Consider the following 24,826-nt stretch of genomic DNA (forward strand, 5'->3'; position numbering starts at 1 on the left):
GTATTGAAATTAATATCCACCCCTACATTCCTACTTCCCTACATCCTTACAAGTATGTTAATTACTACTCTTGAACCCAAAAATCCTTCCACGGCAAGTCAGCCGGGAAGGATTTCCATCTCACGCTTTGCCTTATTGAGCCGTTCGTTTCTGAGCCAGCTTCACAAGCAGATGAGCCAGCTGATGCTGCTCCGCTTGGGTTCCGACCTTCCATAACTCCTGAAGAAGCTTCTCTTCGGAATTACGGGGCTCCTCGTTTGCAGCCAGATAACCAGCCACCTTTTCTGCTGCCTGCGCCAGCTGCTCTTCTTTCAACCCAATGCTCTCGGCAAGCTGAATTCGCTTGTTCAAATAGGATTGGAAGGCATCAAAATCGGCCAGGATTCTCTCCTTCTCCCCATCATCAATCCGGTCCATTGCGTCACTGACCTTACTCACATCCAGCTCACCTTGCTTGTTCACTACATGATTATGTTCAGACATGGTAACGCCTCCTTGTCATTGACTGGGTAACGCTCTCTACTTAAACGGGATCTTCCGGATTGAAACAGATGCTTCCTGAAATTTTTCTGGAACCCCTAGCGGCTGCGCCCACCGCGCCGGCCACCACTCTGGTCTCTTGCTGCGCGTCCTTCAGAGGATCGGGTACCGCCCTGTCCGCCGCGACCGCCTTGATTTCCACGACCCTCGGTTCTGGACGGTCCACGGCTGCCGCCGCCGCGTGTTCCGGCCTGTGATCCACGGCCTTCGCCTGCACGTCCCCCGTCACGACTGCCACTGCTGCGACCTGCAGCCGACAATGGTCCGCGTTCCTCGCCTGCACGCCCGCCGTCACGGCTACCACTGCTGCGGCCTCCAGCCGCAGATTGTCCGCGACTCTCGCCTGCACGGCCGTCCCGGTTTCCTGCCCGTCCGGTCCCACGTTCATCTCTGCGTGACGATCCGGCCCTTCCTCTGCTCTGCTCGCTGCCGCGGCTCCGCCCGGAACCCGTACCGCGATCCGCCCGGCTTCTGCCTTGGCCGCGTTCCTGATCGGCTTCAAGCGAAGAGATGTTTCTTGCTTTTCCCGGTCTGCCTGTATCTCTGCCTGAGCCGCCCGTGCTTTCCCGAAGGCCTCCAGCACTGGAATCATAGCGGACTCGCTTCAAGCGCAGGGAAATTCCTTCCTCGATGCGCTGTAGATCATTAAGATCCTTACCGGCAGCAAACGTGATAGCCATTCCGTTTCCACCGGCCCGTCCGGTCCGTCCGATACGATGGATGTAACTTTCAACATCATGAGGCATATCGTAGTTAAAGACATGCGTCACGCCCTCTACGTCAAGCCCTCTCGCGGCAACGTCCGTTGCCACCAGCAGCTGCAGCTTGGCTTCCCGGAACCGCTTCATTACCGCTTCCCGCTTCGCCTGGGACAGGTCACCGTGCAGCTCGTCCGATTGATACCCATGGGCAAGCAGCGCTTCATTCAATGTTGTTGCTCTGCGCTTTGTCCGGCAGAAGATAATCGCGAGAAATGGGTTATGCTCCTCGATCATCGCACGCAGGGCATCCTGCTTGGAACGGTCCGTACACTCGACCACAACCTGCTGGATCTGCTCCAGCGGAATCGGGGAAGCCCCCTTAATGACGATATCGACGGGGTCTTTCATATAGTTGCCGGCAAGCTGCTTCACGCCGGCAGGCATCGTCGCCGAGAAGAGCATCGTCTGGCGCCGATACGGAAGTGCATGCATCAGTGCTTCCACCTCATCCAGAAAACCCATGTGCAGCATCTGGTCGGCTTCGTCCAATACCAGCTGTTTGACGCCGCCCAGCTCAAGCGTGCCCCGGCGTAAATGGTCCAGCAACCGGCCCGGTGTTCCGATGATCAAATGTCGGCCGCCTTCGAGCTTGCGCAGCTGTTTCTCCACGTCCTGACCGCCATAGACCGCCAGAATTTTGATCCCGTCCGGCTCGCCGGCCGTCAGCTTCTTGGCTTCTTCCGTAATCTGCAATGCCAATTCCCGTGTCGGCGCAATAATGAGCGCCTGCGGGTACGCCCGCTTCGGATCGATATGCTGCAGAATCGGCAGCATGAAAGCCAGCGTTTTACCTGTGCCGGTCTTTGCCCGGGCGATAACGTCCTTCCCTTGCAGCAGCAGCGGGATACTCTCTTGCTGTACCGGAGTCGGCACCGCAATTCCCTGCTCTTTCAGTTTCCGTACTCTTTGTTCGTCAATGCCCAGCTGTTGAAAGTTCGGCAAACGTTCCACCTCATTTAAATTATTTAGCATCTGTTGCGTCAAATCGATTGGATTTAGCAAACAAACATACTTACATATAAGTCCGACAAAATGTCGATCGAATTCGTTCTAAGAAGAACGAACGTTGTCGTTGTAATTCTTTTCAACTGACAAAAGATCCTGACTTTGGTAATGTCAATGATATAGATATCCAGTTTACACCAGATAAAGGAGGTGTCCCCGATATGCATACCATGCAGATCATACTGTCAGCACTCATCCTGATGATTCTGTTCGGCCTTATCAATCTGATGATGAATTATATTTCAAGACGCGACGGGGAGCCTATCGTACCCTTACGGAAGAAGCTGTGGCTTGTCCCGCTGTTGTCGGCCTTTATTATTATACCGTTAGAACTCTTTGCGATGTTATACGCCCGGTGGTTCCCCATATCGGATCCATCCGGATCAGGTGAAATCCTGGCTTACGACGGTCAAGGCGTATGGCTCGGCTTCTCGCTCACCATCCTGATTGGGTTCCTGGTCTTCGAAGGAATCCTTCATCCTTTGGTTATCACCCTGCTAAGGCTGCTGCTTCGCAAGGATACCTCCATCTATATCAAACAGGCGGTTACCGTTGTGACCGACACGGTTCTGCTGTACATAGCGTCTCTGATTGTGCCCGGCATTCCTGTCGGCGGCTGGCTGCAAGCGCTTCTCATTGCCCTATTCTTTCACCTCATAGAATGGATCCTCATCGGGGTCCAGACTTGGGTACAGCAGCGCAAACGGGCAAGAGCCGAATCTACCTAGAACCTGCCGGATTTGAAAATGGCATATAGCAGCCATGCAACCATGAGCAAGGCTACAATGAATCCGACTTCAATCACGGGGAAACTCCACAGCATCATCGGCTCTCGACTGAGCGATGAACCGATAATCAGACCTACCATGATGATGCTGAAGGCCAGAAGCACAATGCTGAAGGAGAGCCGGTTACTGATCTGATCCAGCTTGCGCATCAGGGTTTGCAGTTCGGGAACACTGATCTCCACCCGCAGTTTCCCCTTGCTGATCAGGGCCGACAGCTGCCTGGCCTGTCCGGGCAGATCAAGCAAACTCTCGGCAAGTCCGCTTACCCCGTCCAGCACCTTCCTGCTGATCCGGCGGGTATTATACCTCTTCTTCAACAGCTTTCGGCCAAAAGGCTCCGCCATATCGATAATGCTCAGACTCGGGTCCAGCATCTCGATGACCCCTTCGAGCGTCAGCAATGATTTGCCAAGCAGCGTCATATCCGGTGGCAGCATAATCCGGTGCCGCTGAGCAACGGCAAACAGATCCGTCAATGCCTTACCGATACGCACTTGAGCGAAAGGCACATCATAATACTCTCCCCGCAGCCGATCCATATCTGACCGGAGCGAATCCATGTCGCAATCATCCGGGATCAGTCCCATTCTGGAAATCGCCCGGATCATCCCTTCCGAATTCCGCCGCATCAAGGCAATAATGAGCCCGGACAGATGGTCCTTCATATCTTCGCTGAGGTGACCCACCAGCCCAAAATCCAGAAAGACCAGCTTGCCGTCCTCTCGGACAAGTAAATTCCCCGGATGAGGGTCGGCATGAAAAAATCCCTCAATAAAAATCTGCTGCAGCATGCCATCGATCAAATGTTCAGCGATCGCCTTCAGATTATGTCCCTTGTCCACGATCTCCTGCCTCCGGCTTAAGGTGAGGCCATCGACATACTCCATCATCAGAACTTTAGATGATGTGTACTCCCAATAAATCCGCGGAATGCGGATATATTCATGCTCCGGCATCTGGGAGGCTATCTTCTCTGCGTTTCGGGCTTCATGGCTGTAATCCAGCTCGGCCATCATCGCTCTGGCAAATTCGTCAACGATCCGGTCCACGCGGTACTGCTTTACCCATTCCCAGTGGCGTTCGGCAATCGAGATTAAATCCCGCAATATCTCCAAGTCACGGCCGATCATTCGGGCTACCCCGGGCCGCTGAACCTTGATCGCTACATGCTCTCCGGATTTCAGCTTCCCCGCATGGACCTGCCCAATCGAGGCGGCAGCCAGCGGTTTGTCTTCAAACTCACTCAACACTTCATCGATCGGCATACCCCACTCTTGCTCAATCAGCTCCCTTGCGCTCGTAGAAGAAAATGGAGGCACCCGCTCCTGCAGCTTCACCAATTCCTGGATAATATGGTCCGGCAGCAGGTCCGATCTTGTACTCGCCAACTGTCCGAGCTTCACAAAGGCAGGCCCAAGATCCTCAAGCACTCGCCGAATGCGTTCCCCGAGCGTAATCGTCTCCGGCTGTTCCCTGGAACTCCAGCGGACAGGCAGCGACAGAACATGAAACAGTCCCATCTCCTCCACCATATAGCCAAAGCCATGACGCATGAGCGCCATGGCGATTTCCCGGTAACGTCCGGCATGTCGGATTCGGACCGCCATCTATTCCTGCCGCGATCCTTCCAGTTCTACAACCTTCTTCTCCAGAGTAGCAATGCGCTGTTCCAGGCTGGCGACATCACTCTCTTTGGGAACATCCAGATCGGACAATACACGCTGCACCTGTTCATAAATATAGTTCTTGATCTGCGACTGCTCCTCTTCGCCGCGTTCGACGAGACGGTTCACAAGCGCTTTGGACTCCGCAGGAGCAAGCTCCCCGCGTTTGACCAGATCATCCACGATTTTCTCTACTTTTTCCTTGCTGACCACGGTAAGGCCCAATCCTAACGAGATGGCTTTCTTAAAAAGATCACTCACGGTACATCCCTCCCGGTCGTTGTCTGGTTCCATTATAACCTTTAACGCGGGTAAAAACATCTATCCTTGGACTTGCTTTCATAAGTATAGGGAAGCTGCCTTATCAATTTCCCCTGATTTCACATGAAATATGAGGGCAATCCGGAATCGGATACAAGAAATTGCACTCCAGCCATGCTTATTATGTAAAATGCAATTAAAAAAGCGAACATGCGGGAAAGTAAATGATCCCGCATGTTCGCTTTATGGTGTTATCTCATGCAGAAGAAGAATGGCTTAGTCGTCATCCCCGTCATGATCGTCGCGATCATCATGATCCCAATCATCATGGTCATCATGGTTATCGTGGTCATCATGGTCATCATGGTCATCATCGTCGTCATCATGGTCGTCGTATTTCTCATACTCTGCCTTGATCACTTTACCGCTGATCGCATGGACTTCTACGTCGGATGATCCGTTTGCTGTCTTCACTTCGACGTCATACACCCATCTGCCGTCATCTTGGTCCAGATCCACTTCCACAGCCGTACCGCCCTTAGCGTGTTTAACTGCGATAGCGGATGCCTTGCCGGCACCGATCAGATTGCCTGGAAGGTTATCACGATCATCATCGTCATCCCGGTCCACTCTTACACCAAGGGATTTGCCGGTATAGGCATCAATCCATACATCCACGTCCCGGTTATTCTGCTGGATCTCCACATCGTACACCAGCTTGCCCTTTTTCCGGTCTATATCAATGCTCTCCACTTTGCCGCTGGCAGCAGCCAGTGCCAATTGTTCCGCTTTTTCCATTCCGATCAGCTGCTGCTGTTGCTTCGCTGCTGCCTGAGTTCCCGCTGCAGGCGTCTGTCCTGATCCCGCCGCCTGTACAGCGTTATAACCGTATACTCCACTCGCCGCGATAGCTACGGACAGTGCGCCTGCCCACCATATTTTCTTCTTCATCATCTTACGCCTCCTCATGATTCTCTCCTGTTGATCTCTACAAAACCAATATACCGTCTCAACATGAGAGCTTTCGGAGAGAAAGATTAGAAAACGATGAGAAAACGCGGACAAGACCTCTCATTTATTCATCGTCGTCCTCATCATCCCAAGTCACCGTCATGATCTTACCGGTAATGGCATGGACTTGAATGGTCGCTTCGCGCCCGTCCGCTCTCTCAATCTCCACCAGATAGTAACGGCTGCTCTTACTCTCGCGATATTCCACATCCTCCACCGTTCCCGGTACTTTCTCTAAAGAAAGCTTGATCGCATATTCTTTGGTAATCATCGTTGCAGGCGGTTCCGAAGTGCCGCTTCCGTTTCCGCTTTCCCTGCCCGCAGCTCCCTCCCCTGCTCCCTTGCCACCGTTATCCGTTGGCTCGGAAGGAGGAGTGTCTGGATCCGGTTCCGTTGGCTGATCCGGCTCCCTTGGCCCACCCGGTTCAGGATCTGGCTTCACAGCGGTCTTATCCCGCTGCTCTATGGACACGATATCGCCTTGACGGGCATCCACCGTCATCTCATACGTTCCGATAGCCGACTGAAGCTCTAATCGATACACCCCGCCGTCCAGCGCGGTCTTCGTTATTTCGCCGCCAGGATATTGGGAGAGCACCTCCTCCACCACTTCATCCATTGACATAGCGGAAGTAGAACGGCTAAAAGGACTCCATACCGCATTCACAATAATCATAACCGCTACCAGCATTACGATACCCAGCAGCAGACTGACTTTTTTACGCATCGAATCACCTCGGATACAATCTGTCTTTACCGTCAGTATAGCGCAGCATGGTTAGAATACGATGAGAAAAAGGAACGTTTTAGCCTTTTATTCCGATTCTTGCAGCCGGATCGTGGCGGTTGTACCGACACCCGGCAGGCTATCCAGCTCAATCGAAGCCGAGATGGCCTCAGCGATATCCTTCGCCAAGGATAAACCAAGACCGGCCCCCCCGCCCCGGCGGGTACGAGCCTCGTCCACCCGGTAGAAACGGTCGAACACGTGCTCCAGCTCCTCCTTGGCAATGCCGATTCCGCGGTCGATGACCCGAATATAAACCTCTGATGGCTTTCTGCCAACCTGAATGACAATATGTTCGTCACTGTACTTGCGCGCATTATCCAGTAGAATGAACAAGAGCTGCTTGAGCCTGCGGCTGTCCGTCCAGCCGAGAACCTCGCCATCGGCTTCAACCTCCACCGTGCGGTTATAGGCATCGCGAAAGGCACGCGCGGAAGACTCCGATAATGCCACGAGATCCACCTGCTCCATCTCGACCTGCCATTGATCCTGATTGCGGGCAAGCAGAAGCAGCTGCTCCGTCATCTCCTTCATCCGGATCGCTTCCGAATGGATCGCTTCAACGGATTCCATGAACAGCTCCGGCCGGTCCAGACCTCGCCGCTTTAACAAACTTGCGTAGCTCTCGATGATGGTAAGAGGGGTCTTTAACTCATGGGAAGCGTTGGACACAAATTGCTCCTGCCTCGCATGATTGCTCTCCAGCAGCGTTATCATGTCGTTGAACGCAGCCCCCATCTCCACCAATTCATCCTTGGATTTCTCCTTCAGCTCGATTCGCCGGAACCGTCCGCTTTGCCGGATCTCTCGCATCGTACGGATCAAAGCCGTAATCGGCTGGACGATCAAACGTCCCAATATCCGCGTCGAAAGGATGACCGGAATCAAGGCAATCGCGGTTACGGCAACCAGTACGATGCGCAGCACTTGGAGCGTCTCCATCGTAGCGGCAAGACTGCGGGCCACCTGTATATTAACCACGACCCCGTCTCTCCAGATGATAGGGAGGGAAACCATCGTATATCGGATATTATCATACTCGACGACCTTCACCTGCTTCTGCTTATCGTACGGCAGCTTAAGATCATCCATATCCTCCCCGGAGGAAGTCACTGAAGTGGACGGATAGCCTTCATCCGGCCCGAGCAATTGAATCTTCCCGTCCAGAGGGACATAGCTTCGTAGAAGATCGCTCGCCGGGATCGTATCCGCGGCTTTGGCCATTTCCCGCGAAATTCTGGAGTCCTCCGCTTCCGCTTGCTCCAGCTGGCTGTCCACCGTCATTTTGCTGAACACATAGTACACGGATAAGTTCATGACTATCAGAATGGCCGCCATCAGCACCGACGAATAGAGGTGGATTTTACTGCTCAGCTTCATGGGGTCTCTTTGAGCACGTAGCCGACGCCGCGGACGGTGTGAATGAGCTCATATGCGCTGTCATGATCGATCTTCTTGCGGACATATCGTATATATACATCGACGACGTTGGTGTCGCCGTAATAATCGTATCCCCATACGGCAGCGAGAATCTGCTCGCGGTTCAGCACCTGCCGTTTGTTCTTCAGTAAATAGACGAGCAAGTCAAATTCACGCGGCGTCAGATCGATCCTTCTGCCATCGCGAATGACTTCCCGCGTACCTTCGTTCAATTTCAAATCCGCTGCCGTAAGCCACTCTCCTGCCGCCTGCTCTTCCGGATCCTGCTTACCCTGAAGCCGCAGCGCAGCACGAATCCGCGCCAGCAGCTCTTCGATCTGAAACGGCTTCGTTATATAATCATTGGCTCCTAGATCAAGCCCCGATACTTTATCCTCAACGGAGCTCTTGGCTGTCAGCAGCAGCACGGCCGTGTGGGAGTCATGGGCACGGATGCGCCGCAGCAGCTCAATCCCGCTCATCCCGGGGAGCATGACATCCAGCAGAATTAAATCCACGTCCTGACTGCGGTATGCCTCCAGCGCATCCAGCCCGTTGTCTGCCTTGGTCACCTGATATCCTTCACTCTCCAGCTCGATTTCAAGCAAACGGGATATTTTCGCTTCATCCTCAACAATTAATATCTTCCCGCTCAAGCGCGTCCCTCCTACCGATCCTATCGAAATGGCTTCTTAACCTGGAACGCGTGCAGCCCACTTGGCCGCTTGCGTAATCATCAAACGCAGCTGAGGCTTGAGAAAGGACGGCTCGTGGTGGCCCGGCATCAAGAAAACCACGCGTCCGATGCCATACGTATGGCACCAGGCGGCAGGCCACTGCTTGCCTTCATATTCATAATGCAGCAGCACGGTTTTTTCCGTAAACGGACTGAATATGAAACGGTAAGGCTCCTCATCGAGCACAAAAGGCTCCACGCCTTCCGTAATATCGTGATCGGTCTCCCCAGGAACGAAATACAGCTTCTCCATGGGCGGGTGTCCGTCAAAACGGGCGCCGATCAGCTGCGCCAGCTCATAACGATTGGCCAGCGTAACGCCGTTATGAATCACGAGCAAGCCGCCGCCTCCGCTTACGTAAGACAACAGGCCTGCGGTCTGGCGGGGCGAGACGCGCTCATCCCATAGGTCGCTGTAGGCGATGCAGAGCTCGTAAGGGTAGAGATTGCTTTCATGCAGCATTTTATGATTTTCCGTGCACTGCACGGTGAACATGTCGTTCAGCAGGTGTGTCACTTGTTTATCGATGCCTTGCAGCGGATGAAACTTCGGGTGGGTGTAGCTGCCAAGCAGCAATGCTTTTCTCTTATCCATCGGTCATCCTCCTATTTACTACTCAATATTTCACATGATCCTTATGAACATGCATGAAGAAGCTGGCATGGAATGAAATCTCCCCAACTTCATTACGCTATATCATGACATTATTCTTGGCTTTGAGCAAAGTAGCGGCCAAGCGCCACCATCATGCTGCCCATTCGCTCTTCCTCGGGAACCACCATGCGTTCAATGCCTTCCTCGCGAAGCCCCTGTGCCGTAACCTTACCGACAGCGGCGGCCAGAACCGGTCCGCGGAATGCCTCAAGCACAGCCTCCAGCTTGCCGTGGGCACGTGCATAATCCGCAAGAAAACGGAACTGGGGCGCGCTTGTAAAAGCAACCGCATCAACCTTCCCGCCCACAATTTCGTTCACGAGCTGCGAAACATCCTCCTCCAGCGGCGGAATGTGCTTATACGGCAGGATCTGCTCTACTACCGACCCGCGACTCTCCAGCCACTCCACCAGCTTAGGGGCAGATTCGCCGTGCAGCTGTAGAATGACCCGCTTGCCCGACAAGTCATGCGGCGCAAGTGACCGGATCAGTCCCGACGTACTGCCATCATCATCTCGGACGACCGGCGCCAACCCGCGTTTTTTCAGCGCATTTGCCGTTTTGTACCCTCTTGCCGCAATCGAGGTGCGCTGCAGCGTTTCATTCAATGTATCCAAAAGGCCCATCTGTTCGGCCGTATCATAAATGGCCTCCAGGCCGATTCCCGTCGTAAATATCGCCCACGGTGCAGGCGCTTTGAGCCAAGCTTCGATCGAACGGCGCAATACTTCATCATCCAAAAATACGGTTCCCTGGGCCGGACGAAGCAGCGCGGTTCCTCCCATCTTCTCCACCAGCTTAGCCATGTCTGCCGCCTTGCGCGGACCAGCCAAAGCGACGATCCGATCTTTCATATGCTGTGCCATGTTATATGCCCCACTCTCATCATTTCTAGCTTGTGGATCCGTTAATCTTACGCTTCTAGCAGTTGACTCCAGTATAAAGGCCCTGCTCCTATAGATAAAGTCACTTTGGTCTTATTCTTCAAAAAGCCCCCCTTTCCTGCCATAAACCAAAAAGCAGCAAAGGAATATAAGTTCCTTTGCTGCTTCAACATGAAATATTCGAGGCATACTTCACGCCCCGGAAACTCTTAAATCTTAAAGCGTTTCACCATCTCCTGCAGTTCTTCCGCTAGCCGGCTTAAATCTACAGCAGACGCGCTCACCTCTTCCATGGAAGCAAGCTGTTCCTGAGAGGCAGCCGATATCGTCTGAGTCTGGCTGGACGTTTGCTCCGACACCCCGCGGATATCTTCAACGGACTTTTTCGTGGAAGCTGTATCTTGAGCCAATTCCTTAGCCGCTTTCGAAGTGGTTCTTACCTGGCCGGACACCGTATTCACGGCCTTTTTGATACGAGAGAAGGAACGTCCGGTCAGATCCGCTGCGTCAACGCCGTCCGACACCTTCTGCCTGGCGGCTTCCGTCACCCCCTTGGTTCGTTCCACTTCCGCAAGTATCCCTGCAATCAGCCCTGATATGTAATCTGCTGAGCTTTCCGACCTTTGGGCAAGCTTACGGATTTCGGCGGCCACAACCGCAAATCCTTTGCCCTGCTCCCCGGCTCTCGCAGCTTCGATCGAGGCATTCAGCGACAGTAGGCTCGTCTCCTTGGCAATGTCGGTAATGGCCGAAGCGATTCCGCCGATCTCCTCGGTCCGCTCAGACAGCTGATGAATAACCCCATTCAGATCGTTCATCGCATGATCGATATCCTGCATCGTCGCTGCTGCGGTAATCACCGTCTTGTTCCCTTCCTGGGCCAATTCCTCCGTCTGGTTCATGGCGTCTGTAACCTTCTCCAACACTTCCGCAATCTCATCCGCATGCCGGGATACTTGAAGAATGCGCTTCAGAATCTCCTCCGCGGCGTTCAACTGGCGTTCGCTGCCAGCGGCAACCTCCTGAATGGAAGAGGTGACATGCTCGACAGCGCTTGTATTTTGCAGGGCGCTTGCGGACAATTCCTCGGAAGATGCGGAAACATTCTCCGTCATAGCCTTGACCCCGTGAACCATGTCTCTGAGACTGTCCACCATCTGCTGGAAGTGATCGGCCAATTCGCCAATCTCATCTCGCTTGAAGCCTTTCATGCGAAGCGTCAGATCCCCCCCCGCTTATGACTTCGGTCGCTTGGCGCATACGCCGGATTGGCTTGATCACTGAGCTTACATTCCAAGTCACCAGAACTAAGGCGGTTAGCAGCGACACGGTCATGACCACAATCATCGTATGGCGGATGCCATTAACCGCGTCGTCGACTTCCTGAACATACATGGTCCCGGCAATTTTCCAGCCGGTTCGTTCATTTGTAATGTAATTCAATTGTTTCTCCATGCCGTCATGAACATAGTGAAAATGACCGGTCGGCTGCTCATACATCTTGGAGATCCAGGTTTCCTCGGCCAACGCGTCCGTCCCTGCTTCATAATCGGGGTGAAACAAATATTTGTAGTTTTGATCCAGCACCATCGTGTAGCCTTCTTTACCTACCTGTACCTCGACCAGACTCTGGATGCTGCGGAGGTTGAGATCAATGCCCACGACGCCTTTGCCGTCAGGCAGCATCTGGGCGATCGTTACAACAATCAGTGAGCCTGCATTCGAAGCATAGGGGGCTGTAATAATCGGTTGGCCCGATGCATTCATTGCCTCCTGGTACCAACCGGTTTGTCTAGGGTCATAGCCCGGCGGCAGCTTTTCACTCGATGCCTTGATAATTCCAGCCTGCGCCGTACCGATAAATACGTCCACCGTCTCCGGATGAAGTCCCAAGTACTGCTTCAGTGCATTAATAGTTGAACCTGCTTGCGCTTTAAGCTCCTTGTCGATTTCCGTGGACTTCATCGTGGTGCTTAAATAATTCAGGTCATCAAACTTGGATTGCAGCGTGTGGTTAATAATCTCATTCGCCATATCGACGCTCAGCGATGCACTGCGCAGAATTTCATCCTCGATCGTTCCCTTGGCGTCACGGTAGGTGATAAAACCGATTGCGCAACTGGGCACAAGGAGCACGAGGAGAAATGTGAGGATCAGATTTCTTCGAATACGATTAGCACTTTTTTTCTTCATGGGTTTCTTTCCTTTCTAAACTGCAGTGAATCTCGCCTGTCTTCTATAAAAATACTCCCTTCAACTTATCGGCATCTCTTGGACCATTCATTATGCAGTGTGTATAGGTAATTAATTCCATAAAAAAGAGGGATACCCCTGTTAAACGGGTACCCCTCTTGTCGGCAATCCTAGATCACCGTTTATATAAAGGCCATCCATCCTGCACAGCGAAAACAAAGATGGCTGGCTCTTATAAGTTCTGATTACGTTACTTCGGCTGATTGGAAGGTATGAATGCGCTCAGGTCTACACCAAGCCCTGCAGCGAGTCTTGCGCCATACTCGGCGTCCGCACGGTAGAAATTGCATACGGCACGAAGCTGAATATCGGATTTGACCTGACTCAGGTCATCAACCAGATTGCGGATCAGATGATCCTTCTCCTGCTCGGTAAACGAACGGTATAACTCTCCGGCCTGTGTGAAATCATCCGTTTTCTCGATACGCTGGCGAACGACACGCCCGATGAGCGGTGCCTCGCTTTCACTTACAGACGGATCTTCCACAGGTCCTGTTGTATAGCTGTTCGGCTCATAGTTGACCGGTGATGGATCTTGTTTCACATTCATCAAGCCATCGCGTTGATGATTACGTACAGGCGCATATGGGCAGTTAATCGGAATTTGCAAATAATTCGCACCCAGTCGATGACGCTGCGTATCCGGGTAAGAGAATAACCGGCCTTGCAGCAATTTATCCTCCGACGGCTCGATGCCAGGCACCAACGCACTTGGGGAGAAAGCGACCTGCTCCACTTCGGCAAAGAAGTTCTGCGGATTGCGATTCAAGGTCATGGTGCCGACCGTTACGAACGGGAAGCGATCCTCCGGCCAGGTCTTTGTAGGATCCAGCGGATCAAAGGACAATTCATCCATTTCTTCCGGGGACATCAACTGCACCTGCAGACGCCATTTCGGGAAATTCCCGTTTGAGATGTGCTCATGAAGATCACGGGTGGCGTGATTGAAGTCCTTGCCCTGGACTTCGACCACTTCATCTGCATTCAGCATATTCACGCCTTGTGCGGACTCCCACTTATATTTAATGTAGGTCACTTTGCCTTCGCTATTCACCCACTTGAAGGCGTGAACGCTGAAGCCATCCAACTCGCGATAGTTCGCCGGTGTGCCGTGATCGGAGAACACCCAGGTCATCATATGCGTGGATTCCGGGGACAGCGTCATGAAGTCCCAGTACCGGCCGGGCTCCTGGATGTTGGTCTCCGGCGAAGGTTTCAAGGAGTGCACCATATCGGGGAATTTGATCGCGTCCCGAATAAAGAAGACAGGGATATGGTTCCCTACAATGTCATAATTGCCTTCCTCGGTATAGAACTTCACGGCAAATCCGCGCGGGTCGCGTGCTGTTTCGGGTGACCCCGTTCCATGAATAACCGTGGAGAAGCGAACGAACACAGGAGTTTCTTGACCGATTTCCTGCAGGAATGCCGCTTTCGTATATGGCTTCATGTCATTCTCCACAACAAATGTGCCGTGTGCACCTGCCCCACGCGCATGAACGACGCGCTCCGGAATCCGTTCACGGTCGAAGTGGGCGATTTTTTCGATCAGATGGTAATCCTCAAGCAGCGTTGGTCCGCGGCGTCCCGCCGTTTTGGAGTTTTGGTTATCTCCGACCGGAGCCCCTTGATTGGTTGTCATTCTATCCATATATGAACCCTCCATCATTTCTATAATTGATTTTAGACTGAATCTAAATTTATGAATTGATTGTATCATTGGAGAATCCATTGGATCATGATTGTCGGATGAGTGTTATATGACCCTTTTATGATCGTAATATGAAGTTCGGATGAACCCTTCTAGAGTGCGGTGAATGAACAAAAAAAAGAGAGGGGGATTAGTCCGCCAGGCGGTATCCCACTCCTCTAACCGTTGCAATATAGCGCGGGGCTCCCGCGTTGTCGCTCAGCTTTTTACGCAAGCTTTTGATATGGACATCGACCACATTGCTGCCGCCCATAAAATCCGTATCCCAAATTTTGCACATCAGGTCCTCACGCGTGCATACGGCTCCTTCGCTGTCCAGCAGGAGCATCAGCAAATGATACTCTGTCTTGGTCAAATGGATCGGAGTGCTGCCCCGGTGGATCGTCATTTTATCCCGATCAATGGATAAGTCTTTATACACGAGGCCTCGCATGACCTCTTCTCCACCTGACAATCCGGCAGCCGGTGAGAACAATCGGATGGTTCGCTGCACCTGATACATCATCGTCTCTTTGGAGCGGGCAGGCCATACCATGAGCTCTTCGTTCAACAGGCTTGAGCCCGCATTGCTCATTAATTCTTCCCCTACAAGGTACAGAATCGGAATAGAGGAATGCTCGGGCAGCAGGAGCTCCTTCTCCTTGTTGAACGCCGCCATATTCCGGCAGCCCGTCATATCGGCAATAATCAATCCTGTATTGAGTGCCGACTGAAGACGCGGTTCCCATTTGCGGAACATCATCACCTCAAAGCAGTTCTCGGTCAAGGTAATGAACATTTCATTCACCCGTCCGGGAGAACGGCTTAATAACGCAGCCCGCAGGGTTGTGGGACAAGCATCCCCTATCGCCATCGGCGTCGTCGGACGTACATACAGGTTGCCGGTCTGGAAATCAGGAAACGAATAGACCGTTCCCAGTTCCGTCATTTCTTCCGTTTGGTTTGACATTCTGGACACACCCCCCCGAATACGACGTGAGCATGATGGATGACGTAATTGGTTTCACTGGCTACCGTAGCAGCCCAATCCTCTGGCACCTCCGTCATGACCTCGTCCACTTTACCGCAAACTTCACAAATAATATGTTGATGCTCGTCAGTACGGGCGTCGTACCGGCTCGCGCTCTCGCCCAGCTTCAATTCTCGAATCAGCTGCTTATCCGTCAAATAACGCAGGGAATTATAAACCGTCCCGTACGCCAAATTATATCCTTTCTCCACCAGCCGGTTCATGATATCCGCAGCAGTCGGATGATCATGCGATTCCCGAAGGACATCGTACACCGCTTGGCGTTGTGTCGTCAGATTTAAAGATTTCAAGGTATTCACCCTTTTAATTTATTTTTAGATCAAGTATAAATCCTATTCTCCTCAAGGTCAACATCCCTTGCCGAAATTGCCGCTGGTAATCTTTAAGATTTCTTTAGAATCAATTAAAAATTCCTTTAGCTTGTATGGTTAGAATTAGAACATACATAAACGATGAAACGTATAGCCCGCCAAAGGAGGCGATCGACCGCCATGGAATCCATATCCCAGCATCCCCGTCAAGTACCGTCATCCCCTGAACGATCCCGGCAGCAAACCGGCACGATTCGAAACAAACGAATAAAGCGCCGCAAGGGAAGAACACGTTTAGGTCTGCTCCTTCTGCTGTTTCTCGTCATTCTGTTGGTCGTGTTCATCGCGAAGATATTTATTCCGCCTCCCATTAAAGCGAGCTCGGCCATCCTGATTCATGCAGATACCGGCCGCGTGCTCTATGCGATGCATGCCGATCTCCCCCTTCCTCCCGCAAGCATGTCCAAAATGATGACGGAGCTGCTGGTGCTGGATGCCGTTCGTTCCGGGCAGCATGCTTGGGACGAGAACGTGCCGATTAGCCGATATGCCGCAGAGGTGCCCGGTTCGGCCATCGGCATGCGTGAAGGCGAACACTACACGCTGAGGCAGCTGTTCGAAGCGCTCATTATTCATTCGGCCAATGATGCGGCTGTAGCTATTGCAGAGCATCTCAGCGGGTCGGAAGCCCGGTTCGTGGATACCATGAATGCCCGGGCGAAGGAAATCGGCCTTTCTGACCGGACCGTATTCGCCAATGCATCTGGTTTGCCTGCCGCCGACCTGGCTCCTTTTACCGAAGCCGCCTCCGAAGGGGATACCGTCATGACGGCCAGGGATTCGGCCATGCTGGCCAGATGGCTGGTGAACAAACATCCCGATCTGCTCGAGGTAACGAGTCAGCGCGATTTGCCTGTACCGCAGAAGAAGCTTTCCCTGCATACCACCAATCTCATGCTCCCTGGCGAGCCACATTCTTACGAGGGTAATGACGGATTTAAGACCGGGTATACCCGCTCTGCCGGGTATTGCTTTACTGGAACGGCGTCGCGTGGTGGGAACCGACTGATATCCGTCGTGATGGGAACCGGGGATGCCGATCAGCGGTTTAAGGAAACCCGGAAGCTGATGGATTACGGATTCGATCGTCAAGGCATTTTATCGAATCTCGTCGCCGGCCTTTTTAAATGATTATTGTACGAAAAACTCGCTATTTTTGAAGACAAAGCTGCACTTTATGCGGTTGATTTAGGGTACACTGTTCGTATGGAATCATCGTTTCCAATGGATGATTTACTGGAGGATATCACAATGAGAAGCGTATTAATCGTAGATGACGATAAAGAAATATCCGGGCTAATCTCCATTTATCTGGAGAATGAGGGTTACCGCGTAATCCAAGCCCATGACGGGGAGGAAGCACTGCTGGCGATGGCCACGCACGGTGGTACGGTGGATCTCGTGATTCTCGATGTCATGATGCCAAAGCTGAACGGGATTGACACCTGCCGCAAAATCCGGGAAACCTCGTCCATACCCATCCTGATGCTGAGCGCCAAGAGTGAAGACATGGATAAAATACTGGGGCTGATGACCGGCGCGGATGACTATATGATCAAACCGTTCAATCCGCTGGAGCTGACGACTCGCGTCAAAACACTGCTGCGGCGCTCCACTCTGTACAATGCCGAACTGCTTCGGGAGGACAGCGACCGGATCCAGATCGACGGGCTCGACATTAACCGGACAACGCATGAAGTAACGGCCAATGGCAAAGCGATCTCTCTGACGGCTAGAGAATTCGAGATTCTGTATTTGCTTGCCCGCCAACCGGGGAGAATCTTTAGCGCCGAGGATATCTTCCAGCAGGTCTGGAAGGAGAAATATTACGTCTCCAATAATACGGTTATGGTGCACATCAGCAACCTGCGGGACAAGCTCGAGAAGGAGCTGGGTTATAAGCTCATTCAAACGGTATGGGGCGTCGGGTACAAAATCCATGCGTAAGCTGCAATGGAAGATCATCACGCTGTTTTTTGTCGCTGGTGCCCTGACCCTGTCCATATTGTTCTTCGCGCAGCAGATCATCCGATTGATCGGCCGGGAATACTGGAAGGAGCCCTGGGTAAACACCCTATTCAGTGTTGATCGTATTCTGGAGGATTTCTTCGGTTTTCCCATCATCCCGACGATCATCGGCATCGTGCTGTTTATCTTCATGGTATTGCTCCTGAGCCAGGGCACCATTCGTCAAATCAATCACTTAATGGAGGGAACCAAGCGTTTGGCAAAGGGCGAATTGGATCAAGAGATTATCGTTAGCTCGAATGACGAACTGGGCCAGATGGCAACGCAAATCAATCAAATGGCCAAGCAGCTGAAGCTATCACTGGCAGAGGAGCGCATGGCGGTCCAGTCCAAGAATGAGCTGATCAGCAACGTATCGCATGATCTGCGTACCCCTCTCACCTCCATCATCGGGTACTTGCGGCTGGTCAATGAAGACCATTACAAGGATGAGGTCGAACTCCGGTATTATACCGATATCGCGTACGATAAGTCGCTGCGCCTGGGCGGACTCGTGAACGATTTGTTTGAATACACCCGGATGGGGTACTCCCCGATAAACCGGGTTGACATTAATTTGGTGGAGCTGCTCGCACAATTGGCCGTGGACTTTTCGCTAACCGGGCAGCAGGAAGGAGTACAAGTCATCTTCACGCCTGAAACGGAGAAAATCATAATCTCCTCGGACGGGGATAAGCTGATGCGTACCTTCGAGAATCTGCTGTCCAATGCGGTACGGCACGGGCGAGAGGCCGGGGTGGTGGACTTGAAGGTATCAAGTGATGCGAAGTTTGCCATTGTACAGGTAATCAATTACGGTCCCCCGATCCCTCCATATGCAATCCCCCATCTGTTCGAGCGGTTTTACCGAGCGGACGAATCGCGCACTGATCAAACCGGCGGCTCCGGGCTTGGCCTGGCCATCGTAAAAACCATCGTGGATGCCCATAACGGCACGATTCAGGTAACCAGTAATACGGAACGGACGATGTTTGAAGTTCTGCTGCCTTTAGAGGCTCCTCCAAAATTAACAAAATAAAACATTTAATATTCGACATACAATTCCATTTTCCGATAAAATAAGGGGTGAATGTCTTCATCGCCTTGCCGTCTTGCGCAGGGTACATGAAAGGAATGATCCCCCATGACTAATATACTGTTCACCAACTTTTGTATATTTGTGACTTTCCTTTACCTATCCGGACTGCTGTCCAAAAAATATGTGGCCGGCGTTGTGACGCCGTCTATCAACGTTAAGATCAACGCAGGACTGCTCTTTGGCATTTATGGGATCATCCTGATGTACTATTCGTTCCCGATTGACCCCCGGTTTTTCGCGGATTTGCGGCATCTGGCCATTGTCGTGATTGCCAGCTACTTGGGCTGGCTTCCGTCTCTGATTGCCGGCGTGCTGATTGCACTCGGGCGGCTGCTTCTGTTCGGCATGTCCGCTTCCTCTGCCGTTGCAGGAGCCGGCATGCTGCTGATCGGCATCATCTGCGGGATGCTTTCTCGTCTCCATTGGGAACGTTTAGGCAAAATGCTGCTCATGAGTGTATCAAGCATGCTGGTGCTCCTATGTATTATGTGGATGAATATCCCGGACCACCACAAGGTGTATACCGTCTTCACGCAGCACCTCATCATATCGATGCTCGCCACGGTGGTCATCTACATGCTGACCGAGTATATTAACACGTCCAATCAACTATTTCTGCAGATGAAGAAAAATGCGGAGACGGATTACTTGACCAGTCTTCATAATTTGCGCCAGTTCGAGCAGCTGTTATCAGAACGTTTTCTCGAAGCCCAGCATTTCAGCGAACGGTTGGGTGTTCTTGTCGTGGACATTGATCATTTCAAAAAAATAAACGACACCTACGGCCATTCGGCCGGAGATGCCGTTTTGCAGCAGCTCAGCAAAGTGCTGAGGGAGCATTCCCGTTCTTTTGACGAAGTTTCCCGCAACGGCGGGGAAGAATTCTCGGTGCTGGTCCCGGAAGCGACCATCGACGAGACGGCCGCTATTGCGGAACGAATCCGGGCCGCCGTAGCGGACCATATCTTTGTCCTGGAAGACGGAACCAAGATTCAGATCACCGTGTCGATTGGAGTTGCTGTACACCCCGATACGATTCGGTCGAAAAATGCCAAGGTGCTGCTTCAGCAAGCGGACCGCGAGCTGTACCGCGCCAAGGACAGCGGGCGCAACCGCGTATGCTCCGCTCCAGAAATCAATGACCTGATCCTTTCTTAATTCGGATCCGCCTTCAGTATTTCTTCAATGGCAGTCAGCGTATCCGGAGACAACTTCATGCCGGAGGCCTTCACATTCTCTTCCACCTGCTCCGGACGGCTGGCACCCACCAGCGCACTGGCTACGTTGTTCTGACGCAGAATCCAGGCTAAGGCCAATTGGCCGACGGTCATACCCAGCTCGCTTGCAACGAGACCCAGAGCCTGCACCTTCTGAATGCGGTCTTCACTCATTTTGAGCCGGTCGGCTCCAATCTTCGATGCGCGGCTGTTCTCCGGCACGGCTTGCTTGGAGGCATACTTGCCAGTCAGAAGCCCTTGAGCTAGAGGAGAATAGACCACTTGTCCAATGCCCTTCTTCTCGCCTAAAGGAATGATCTCCTCCTCGATCTTGCGCTCGAACATATTGTACAGAGGCTGATTCACCACGATGCGGTCCAGCAAGTACCGGTCCGCAACGGCCAAAGCCGCTTCCATCTGGGCCGCAGTCCACATGCTGACTCCGATGTAGAGCACCTTACCTTGCCGGACAAGGTCATCCAGCGCCCTCAGCGTTTCCTCTAGCGGTGTTTCTTCATGATATCGATGGCAGTAATAGATGTCGACGTAATCGGTACCCAGCCGCTTCAGACTCGCATCGCACTGCTCTCTGATATGTTTGCGGGAAAGTCCCTGATCATTGGGTCCGTCCCCCATCTTGCCGAATACCTTCGTGGCCAGGACATAGGATTCCCGTGGGAAAGCTCTCAAGGTTTCCCCGACGACCACCTCAGCCGCCCCCTGGGCATACACATTCGCCGTATCAAAAAAATTAACGCCGAGTCCATATGCGGTTTGAATCGACTTCACGGCATTCTCCCGTTCCACATATCCCCCGTACGTCAGCCAGCTCCCGAGACTGATATCGCTAACCTTCAGTCCGCTTCCGCCCAATCTTCTAAATTCCATATGTGAAACCTCCTTCATACAAGATAGATGCTTTCTATATTGTAACATCTTCCTGTACGATAGACAGATATGCCTTGTCTAACGTTTATACCCGGTCGACTTTATCCTTAACCTGACCGATACATTAAACTTGATATGGGGGTAAATGGCACGCCATTCCTCCATCTCCGTCTGATTGTTCCAGTGCGTACCTCCATATCGGAGGCCGAAACCCAGCGGGTCCAGGCCTGTTTTTTGAATCTTCTCCAGCAGGTTTTTTACCGATTGGGAAATTTCCTTGCTAAATTGCTCTTCGATCTTACGCAGAGCCTTCGGATCCAGTTGTTCGGGATCCTCCTTCTCCTCCAAAATCGCCGTGATCCGAATCTTGTAGTCAATGGTTTCTTCCCCAGATTTATCCGTTATGATCTTATATCTAGCCCGGGTCCTGTCCGTATTCACTTCAAGCAATTGGCCCTCAACCTTCGTCCCGAAATTGGTGCTTAAGTTCCGAAGATCAAGCAGGTTATACAGCCTGGTTTCCTCCTGATTCAGAATCACCTTCACCTTGTTCTTATCCATCAAAGCTACCTTGTTGATATTCAGAACTTGGTCGCCGCTCGTTTCCACGACGGGCATAACCGGATCTTCCCCTTCCTCCATCATTCGGCGGGTCAGATCGAAGGAGTATGTCTTGGTAATGAAAGGGGATTCTGTCCCCTCTTCACTGAGCGCCAGAAATATCGCGTTTCCGGCGATCCGCTCCGTTGGGGGATCAGCCTTTAATATAGCTTCTGCCGTAGGGATGGCAACCGCCGGATACATCAGCAGCTGCATGTCTCGCCTCCGAACAGTCCAGTCTTGAATTTTACTGATATTTTCCCGGGCATATGCTTCGCCGTACATGACCCCCTTGCAATGTCCAAAGTCAAGCTCCTTATCCACTTTGGATTTGACCTCCCTGATCGCTTCGGCTATGCTTGTCGCTTCCTGCGTAATAAGGATTGACTTCTTATCCCCGGTCTTCGGGTCTCCCGAAGGAATCGCGATTTTGAAGCTGAATCGGTTCATGTCGGGGTTCTCCTTCGAGACATCAATACCGATAGACACGACAAAAAGTCTGAGATCGATATCCCTAAAATCACATCCCGACAGTAACAAAAAAGAGCAGCACATGAGCCAGACCAGCCATCGTTTCAGGTCCTTCATGCCTTCTTCCTCCTTTTCCTCCATACCGCATAGAATAACAGGGCAATGAGCAGGAACTCCCCTGCGAACCGGACATCCAGAAAGACAATCGCCATATCATTTAGTATGTATTGATTCACGATAAACGACGTGCCGAAGGTAATCAGGGAAAAGAGGAGAATCACCCACCATTCGATTTTCCTCCTTTTCGTCATCGCTTCGCCCTTATCGACCTTTAATCCGAAGCTTCCCAGAATCAGTTCCTTACCCACATGCCAGTGAATGATGGAATTCACGAGGGAGAGGCACATATACACCACGTAGAAGACATAAATCATCCGTTCAATGATGAAATAACGAATCCGTAGCGAGTCTACCGTCGAGAAGGCAGGGTACACGTGTCCACCGGCGCCTGCAGCGCCCAATATGCCGATGGGTGCAAAGATCGAAACCAGAAGGGTAAGCAAACTGAATACTACAATAGCCCATACATGACGCACTCTGAATCGGTGAAATATCCGATTGAATACCACCATGTTCACGTAGCCCGTAAAAATAAAAGTTGCCGCCGCCACCGTTTCATAATTGGGCATATTCCACGCATAGGTAATGATTTGCCTTACGGCATCCCAGCTGAAATAAGGATTGCTGAAGATACGCCATGACATATAGGCGATAATAGGCACACAGATGTACAGAATCATCTCCAGGGCATAGAGAATCGACTCGGAATCCAGCCTGGCACTAAGTCCAACCACCACCAGAAATCCCATCAGAACAATATAGGGAGATACATCCGGACTAATGTAGCGGGAGGTAATATCAACAAAACTGACCAAGGTGATCACGCTGGAGAAAAACCACGCGAGTCCGTATAAAAAAAGCAGGATGCCGGATATCCACTTGGACATAACCGAGTGGAAAATCTCCGGCAGCCCTTGTCCCGGAAATTTCTGAATCAGTTTCACGAAAGTAAACAACAGGAAGGCGCCAATTGGAATGGACACGAGAATCGACATCAGCGCACCGTCAAAGCGATCCGTAATCAAGATGCGAGGGACATAATTAATCAGGTTGATGGTTGCATTGAGCAGGAAGAGGTAATAAAAATATTTATTTCTAACCACTTCGCTGATCTCCTTTCTTATTCCAGTCCACAGCAAACATCTTCAAGTATGGTTTGCCGAAGGACCTGAGGCTCGTAAGATACATGATCATGGCCACCATGCCTAAAACGATGCCGACCAAGCCGAAGAAGGTGGCCAGTATAATGAACAAATACTTCGTGACACGGATGCCTGAGCTCATCATCGTTATCGGGATCACGAAGTTTGTTATTGCAACCGCGGAAACCAGAATGATCATGATGTTACTAACCAATCCCGCCTCCGTAGCAGCGGTTCCCAGAATGAGACCCCCTACCGTGGTAGCGGTCTGACCAATCGCTTTGGGCAGCCGAACACTCGCCTCCGTCAGAAATTCCATCGCGAGCAGCATGAAAATCACTTCGAAGAAGGACGGATACGGCACCGTAGCCCGGCTTCCCGCAATAAGCAGCGTAACCTGCATCCTCAATATTTCCGGATTGTAGGAGGTGAAGGCCACATAAAGACTTGGCATCAGCACGGTGATAAACAAGGCGATATACCGTATTCCCTTGAGAAACCAGCCGATTGGAGGAAGCTGTATTTTGTCATCCATCGCCGTGAAGAAATCATTGAATATGGCCGGCAGCAGAAGCGCATACCCCGTTGAATCCATCAACACCGCAATCTTTCCTTGAGATATATTCAATACGGCCCGGTCAGGGCGTTCGGTTAGCATGAGTGTTGGATACAAACGAAACTTAGGGTGCATCGTGTGCCTCTCAATTTCGGAGGCCGATTGCACAATATCTGCTTTGAGCTCGGACAATCGCTTTTTAAGCTCCTGTAATACCACTTCCTCCACTTTGCAGGCATCGTACATAATGATGATTCGGGTCTGTGATATTTTACCAACGGTCATGAATTCCGTCTTTAAATTGGCGGTTTGGTAACGGTGACGAATCAGGTTCAGGTTCACCTCGATATTTTCCGTAAACGAATCATCGGGACCCTGAATGACGTTCTCCGTACTGGCAGGCTGAATGGCGCCTGCATTAACCAATACGGCGTCAAACAGAAGCACGCTGTCCCGGAGAAATATGGCAACGCAGCCCCTTAGTATATTACGGAGCAATTCCTGTTCATCTTTCGGTTCCACGCTTGAGGGAAAGGACCGGAGGAATTGGTCATATAGATCCAAAGATTTCAGCTCATAAAAACGGTTTATCAAATTTTCGTTAATCATGATGGGATCGCACATGCTCTTAAGATAAATCAATAACGCGTGCTCACCTTCATTCTTCAGCTCGCGCTGCTCGATGTCCCCGACATTACGGAGATGTTCTTGCAGACACTTCTTGGCATCCTCCGCCTTTAAATATGGTCCGCTGGTCATGTTACCACCCCTCATTTCACTAAATTCCGAATCTCACGCTGTTTCCTTAGGTTCTGCACAAATGTCCCAAATTATTTACAATCATCCAGAA

The 24,826-nt window shown here is 51.7% G+C and carries 24 protein-coding genes; 5 read left to right on the forward strand and 19 right to left on the reverse strand.

The window, feature by feature from the left end; all coding sequences use genetic code 11:
• Positions 1–132 precede the first annotated feature (132 nt).
• Together ACQKPA_RS13880 and ACQKPA_RS13885 are read right to left on the reverse strand one after the other, a co-directional pair.
• Positions 133–483, reverse strand: coding sequence for a DUF3243 domain-containing protein (locus ACQKPA_RS13880; RefSeq protein WP_427493071.1), 351 nt, complete (start codon positions 481–483; stop codon positions 133–135).
• 95 nt (positions 484–578) lie between these two features.
• Positions 579–2,273: a DEAD/DEAH box helicase gene (locus ACQKPA_RS13885; RefSeq protein WP_427493073.1), complete on the reverse strand. Its 1,695-nt coding sequence runs from the start codon at positions 2,271–2,273 to the stop codon at positions 579–581.
• 194 nt (positions 2,274–2,467) lie between these two features.
• Here ACQKPA_RS13885 and ACQKPA_RS13890 point away from each other — a divergent pair, with 194 nt between their 5' ends.
• A complete protein-coding gene (locus ACQKPA_RS13890; RefSeq protein WP_427493075.1) occupies positions 2,468–3,034 on the forward strand; it encodes a hypothetical protein in 567 nt (188 codons plus the stop codon).
• Here ACQKPA_RS13890 and ACQKPA_RS13895 read toward each other — a convergent pair.
• From ACQKPA_RS13895 to ACQKPA_RS13955, 13 genes are all read right to left on the reverse strand, one after another.
• Positions 3,031–4,701 (reverse strand): ABC1 kinase family protein, encoded by a 1,671-nt coding sequence (locus ACQKPA_RS13895; RefSeq protein WP_427493077.1) that lies wholly within the window; start codon positions 4,699–4,701, stop codon positions 3,031–3,033. The two genes, ACQKPA_RS13890 and ACQKPA_RS13895, sit on opposite strands and share 4 nt — an antisense overlap.
• Complete coding sequence (locus ACQKPA_RS13900) at positions 4,702–5,019, reverse strand: phasin family protein (RefSeq protein ID WP_071218823.1); 318 nt, start codon at positions 5,017–5,019, stop codon at positions 4,702–4,704.
• Between the two features lie 276 nt (positions 5,020–5,295).
• The gene (locus ACQKPA_RS13905; RefSeq protein ID WP_427493079.1) at positions 5,296–5,973 is read right to left on the reverse strand and encodes a PepSY domain-containing protein; all 678 of its coding nucleotides are present in this window, start codon (positions 5,971–5,973) and stop codon (positions 5,296–5,298) included.
• Positions 5,974–6,094: 121 nt separating this feature from the next.
• Positions 6,095–6,757 (reverse strand): PepSY domain-containing protein, encoded by a 663-nt coding sequence (locus tag ACQKPA_RS13910; RefSeq protein WP_427493081.1) that lies wholly within the window; start codon positions 6,755–6,757, stop codon positions 6,095–6,097.
• Positions 6,758–6,844: 87 nt separating this feature from the next.
• On the reverse strand, positions 6,845–8,197 hold the full coding sequence (locus ACQKPA_RS13915) for a sensor histidine kinase (RefSeq protein ID WP_427493083.1): 1,353 nt from the start codon (positions 8,195–8,197) through the stop codon (positions 6,845–6,847).
• Complete coding sequence (locus tag ACQKPA_RS13920; protein WP_194539985.1) at positions 8,194–8,892, reverse strand: response regulator transcription factor; 699 nt, start codon at positions 8,890–8,892, stop codon at positions 8,194–8,196. The genes ACQKPA_RS13915 and ACQKPA_RS13920 overlap by 4 nt, the downstream gene beginning before the upstream one ends.
• 36 nt (positions 8,893–8,928) lie before the next feature.
• Complete coding sequence (locus ACQKPA_RS13925) at positions 8,929–9,567, reverse strand: ThuA domain-containing protein (RefSeq protein ID WP_427493086.1); 639 nt, start codon at positions 9,565–9,567, stop codon at positions 8,929–8,931.
• A gap of 110 nt (positions 9,568–9,677) precedes the next feature.
• Complete coding sequence (locus ACQKPA_RS13930; protein WP_427493088.1) at positions 9,678–10,493, reverse strand: uroporphyrinogen-III synthase; 816 nt, start codon at positions 10,491–10,493, stop codon at positions 9,678–9,680.
• Between the two features lie 227 nt (positions 10,494–10,720).
• Positions 10,721–11,722 carry a methyl-accepting chemotaxis protein gene (locus ACQKPA_RS13935; protein WP_427493090.1) on the reverse strand — a complete coding sequence of 334 codons (1,002 nt, stop codon included), beginning with the start codon at positions 11,720–11,722 and terminating at the stop codon, positions 10,721–10,723.
• Positions 11,700–12,704: a cache domain-containing protein gene (locus ACQKPA_RS13940; RefSeq protein WP_427493092.1), complete on the reverse strand. Its 1,005-nt coding sequence runs from the start codon at positions 12,702–12,704 to the stop codon at positions 11,700–11,702. The genes ACQKPA_RS13935 and ACQKPA_RS13940 overlap by 23 nt, the downstream gene beginning before the upstream one ends.
• Before the next feature lie 250 nt (positions 12,705–12,954).
• Positions 12,955–14,415, reverse strand: a complete 1,461-nt coding sequence (locus tag ACQKPA_RS13945; protein WP_427493094.1) for a catalase — start codon at positions 14,413–14,415, stop codon at positions 12,955–12,957.
• 190 nt (positions 14,416–14,605) lie between these two features.
• Positions 14,606–15,424: a winged helix-turn-helix domain-containing protein gene (locus tag ACQKPA_RS13950; RefSeq protein WP_427493096.1), complete on the reverse strand. Its 819-nt coding sequence runs from the start codon at positions 15,422–15,424 to the stop codon at positions 14,606–14,608.
• Entirely contained in the window at positions 15,400–15,795 is a 396-nt protein-coding gene (locus ACQKPA_RS13955) for a Fur family transcriptional regulator (protein WP_427493098.1), read from the reverse strand. Before ACQKPA_RS13955 ends, ACQKPA_RS13950 begins: the two co-directional genes overlap by 25 nt.
• A 201-nt stretch (positions 15,796–15,996) precedes the next feature.
• On the opposite strand from ACQKPA_RS13955, the gene ACQKPA_RS13960 reads away from it, so the two are divergent.
• The 4 genes from ACQKPA_RS13960 (at position 15,997) to ACQKPA_RS13975 (ending at position 20,140) form a co-directional block, all read left to right on the forward strand.
• Complete coding sequence (locus tag ACQKPA_RS13960; protein WP_427493100.1) at positions 15,997–17,007, forward strand: D-alanyl-D-alanine carboxypeptidase family protein; 1,011 nt, start codon at positions 15,997–15,999, stop codon at positions 17,005–17,007.
• A gap of 120 nt (positions 17,008–17,127) precedes the next feature.
• The gene (locus ACQKPA_RS13965; protein WP_427493102.1) at positions 17,128–17,823 is read left to right on the forward strand and encodes a response regulator transcription factor; all 696 of its coding nucleotides are present in this window, start codon (positions 17,128–17,130) and stop codon (positions 17,821–17,823) included.
• A complete protein-coding gene (locus tag ACQKPA_RS13970) occupies positions 17,816–18,922 on the forward strand; it encodes a sensor histidine kinase (RefSeq protein WP_427493103.1) in 1,107 nt (368 codons plus the stop codon). The genes ACQKPA_RS13965 and ACQKPA_RS13970 overlap by 8 nt, the downstream gene beginning before the upstream one ends.
• A gap of 105 nt (positions 18,923–19,027) precedes the next feature.
• Entirely contained in the window at positions 19,028–20,140 is a 1,113-nt protein-coding gene (locus ACQKPA_RS13975) for a GGDEF domain-containing protein (RefSeq protein WP_427493105.1), read from the forward strand.
• Here the strand turns inward: ACQKPA_RS13975 and ACQKPA_RS13980 are convergent.
• The 4 genes from ACQKPA_RS13980 to ACQKPA_RS13995 form a co-directional block, all read right to left on the reverse strand.
• On the reverse strand, positions 20,137–21,087 hold the full coding sequence (locus tag ACQKPA_RS13980) for an aldo/keto reductase family protein (RefSeq protein WP_427493107.1): 951 nt from the start codon (positions 21,085–21,087) through the stop codon (positions 20,137–20,139). The two genes, ACQKPA_RS13975 and ACQKPA_RS13980, sit on opposite strands and share 4 nt — an antisense overlap.
• A 78-nt stretch (positions 21,088–21,165) precedes the next feature.
• Positions 21,166–22,275 (reverse strand): Ger(x)C family spore germination protein, encoded by a 1,110-nt coding sequence (locus ACQKPA_RS13985; protein WP_427493109.1) that lies wholly within the window; start codon positions 22,273–22,275, stop codon positions 21,166–21,168.
• Complete coding sequence (locus ACQKPA_RS13990) at positions 22,272–23,381, reverse strand: GerAB/ArcD/ProY family transporter (protein WP_427493111.1); 1,110 nt, start codon at positions 23,379–23,381, stop codon at positions 22,272–22,274. Before ACQKPA_RS13990 ends, ACQKPA_RS13985 begins: the two co-directional genes overlap by 4 nt.
• Entirely contained in the window at positions 23,374–24,735 is a 1,362-nt protein-coding gene (locus ACQKPA_RS13995) for a spore germination protein (RefSeq protein ID WP_427493113.1), read from the reverse strand. The genes ACQKPA_RS13990 and ACQKPA_RS13995 overlap by 8 nt, the downstream gene beginning before the upstream one ends.
• Between the last annotated feature and the right edge of the window lie 91 nt (positions 24,736–24,826).

Source organism: Paenibacillus sp. NPDC093718 (assembly GCF_050279985.1).
Lineage (GTDB): Bacteria > Bacillota > Bacilli > Paenibacillales > Paenibacillaceae > Paenibacillus_AQ.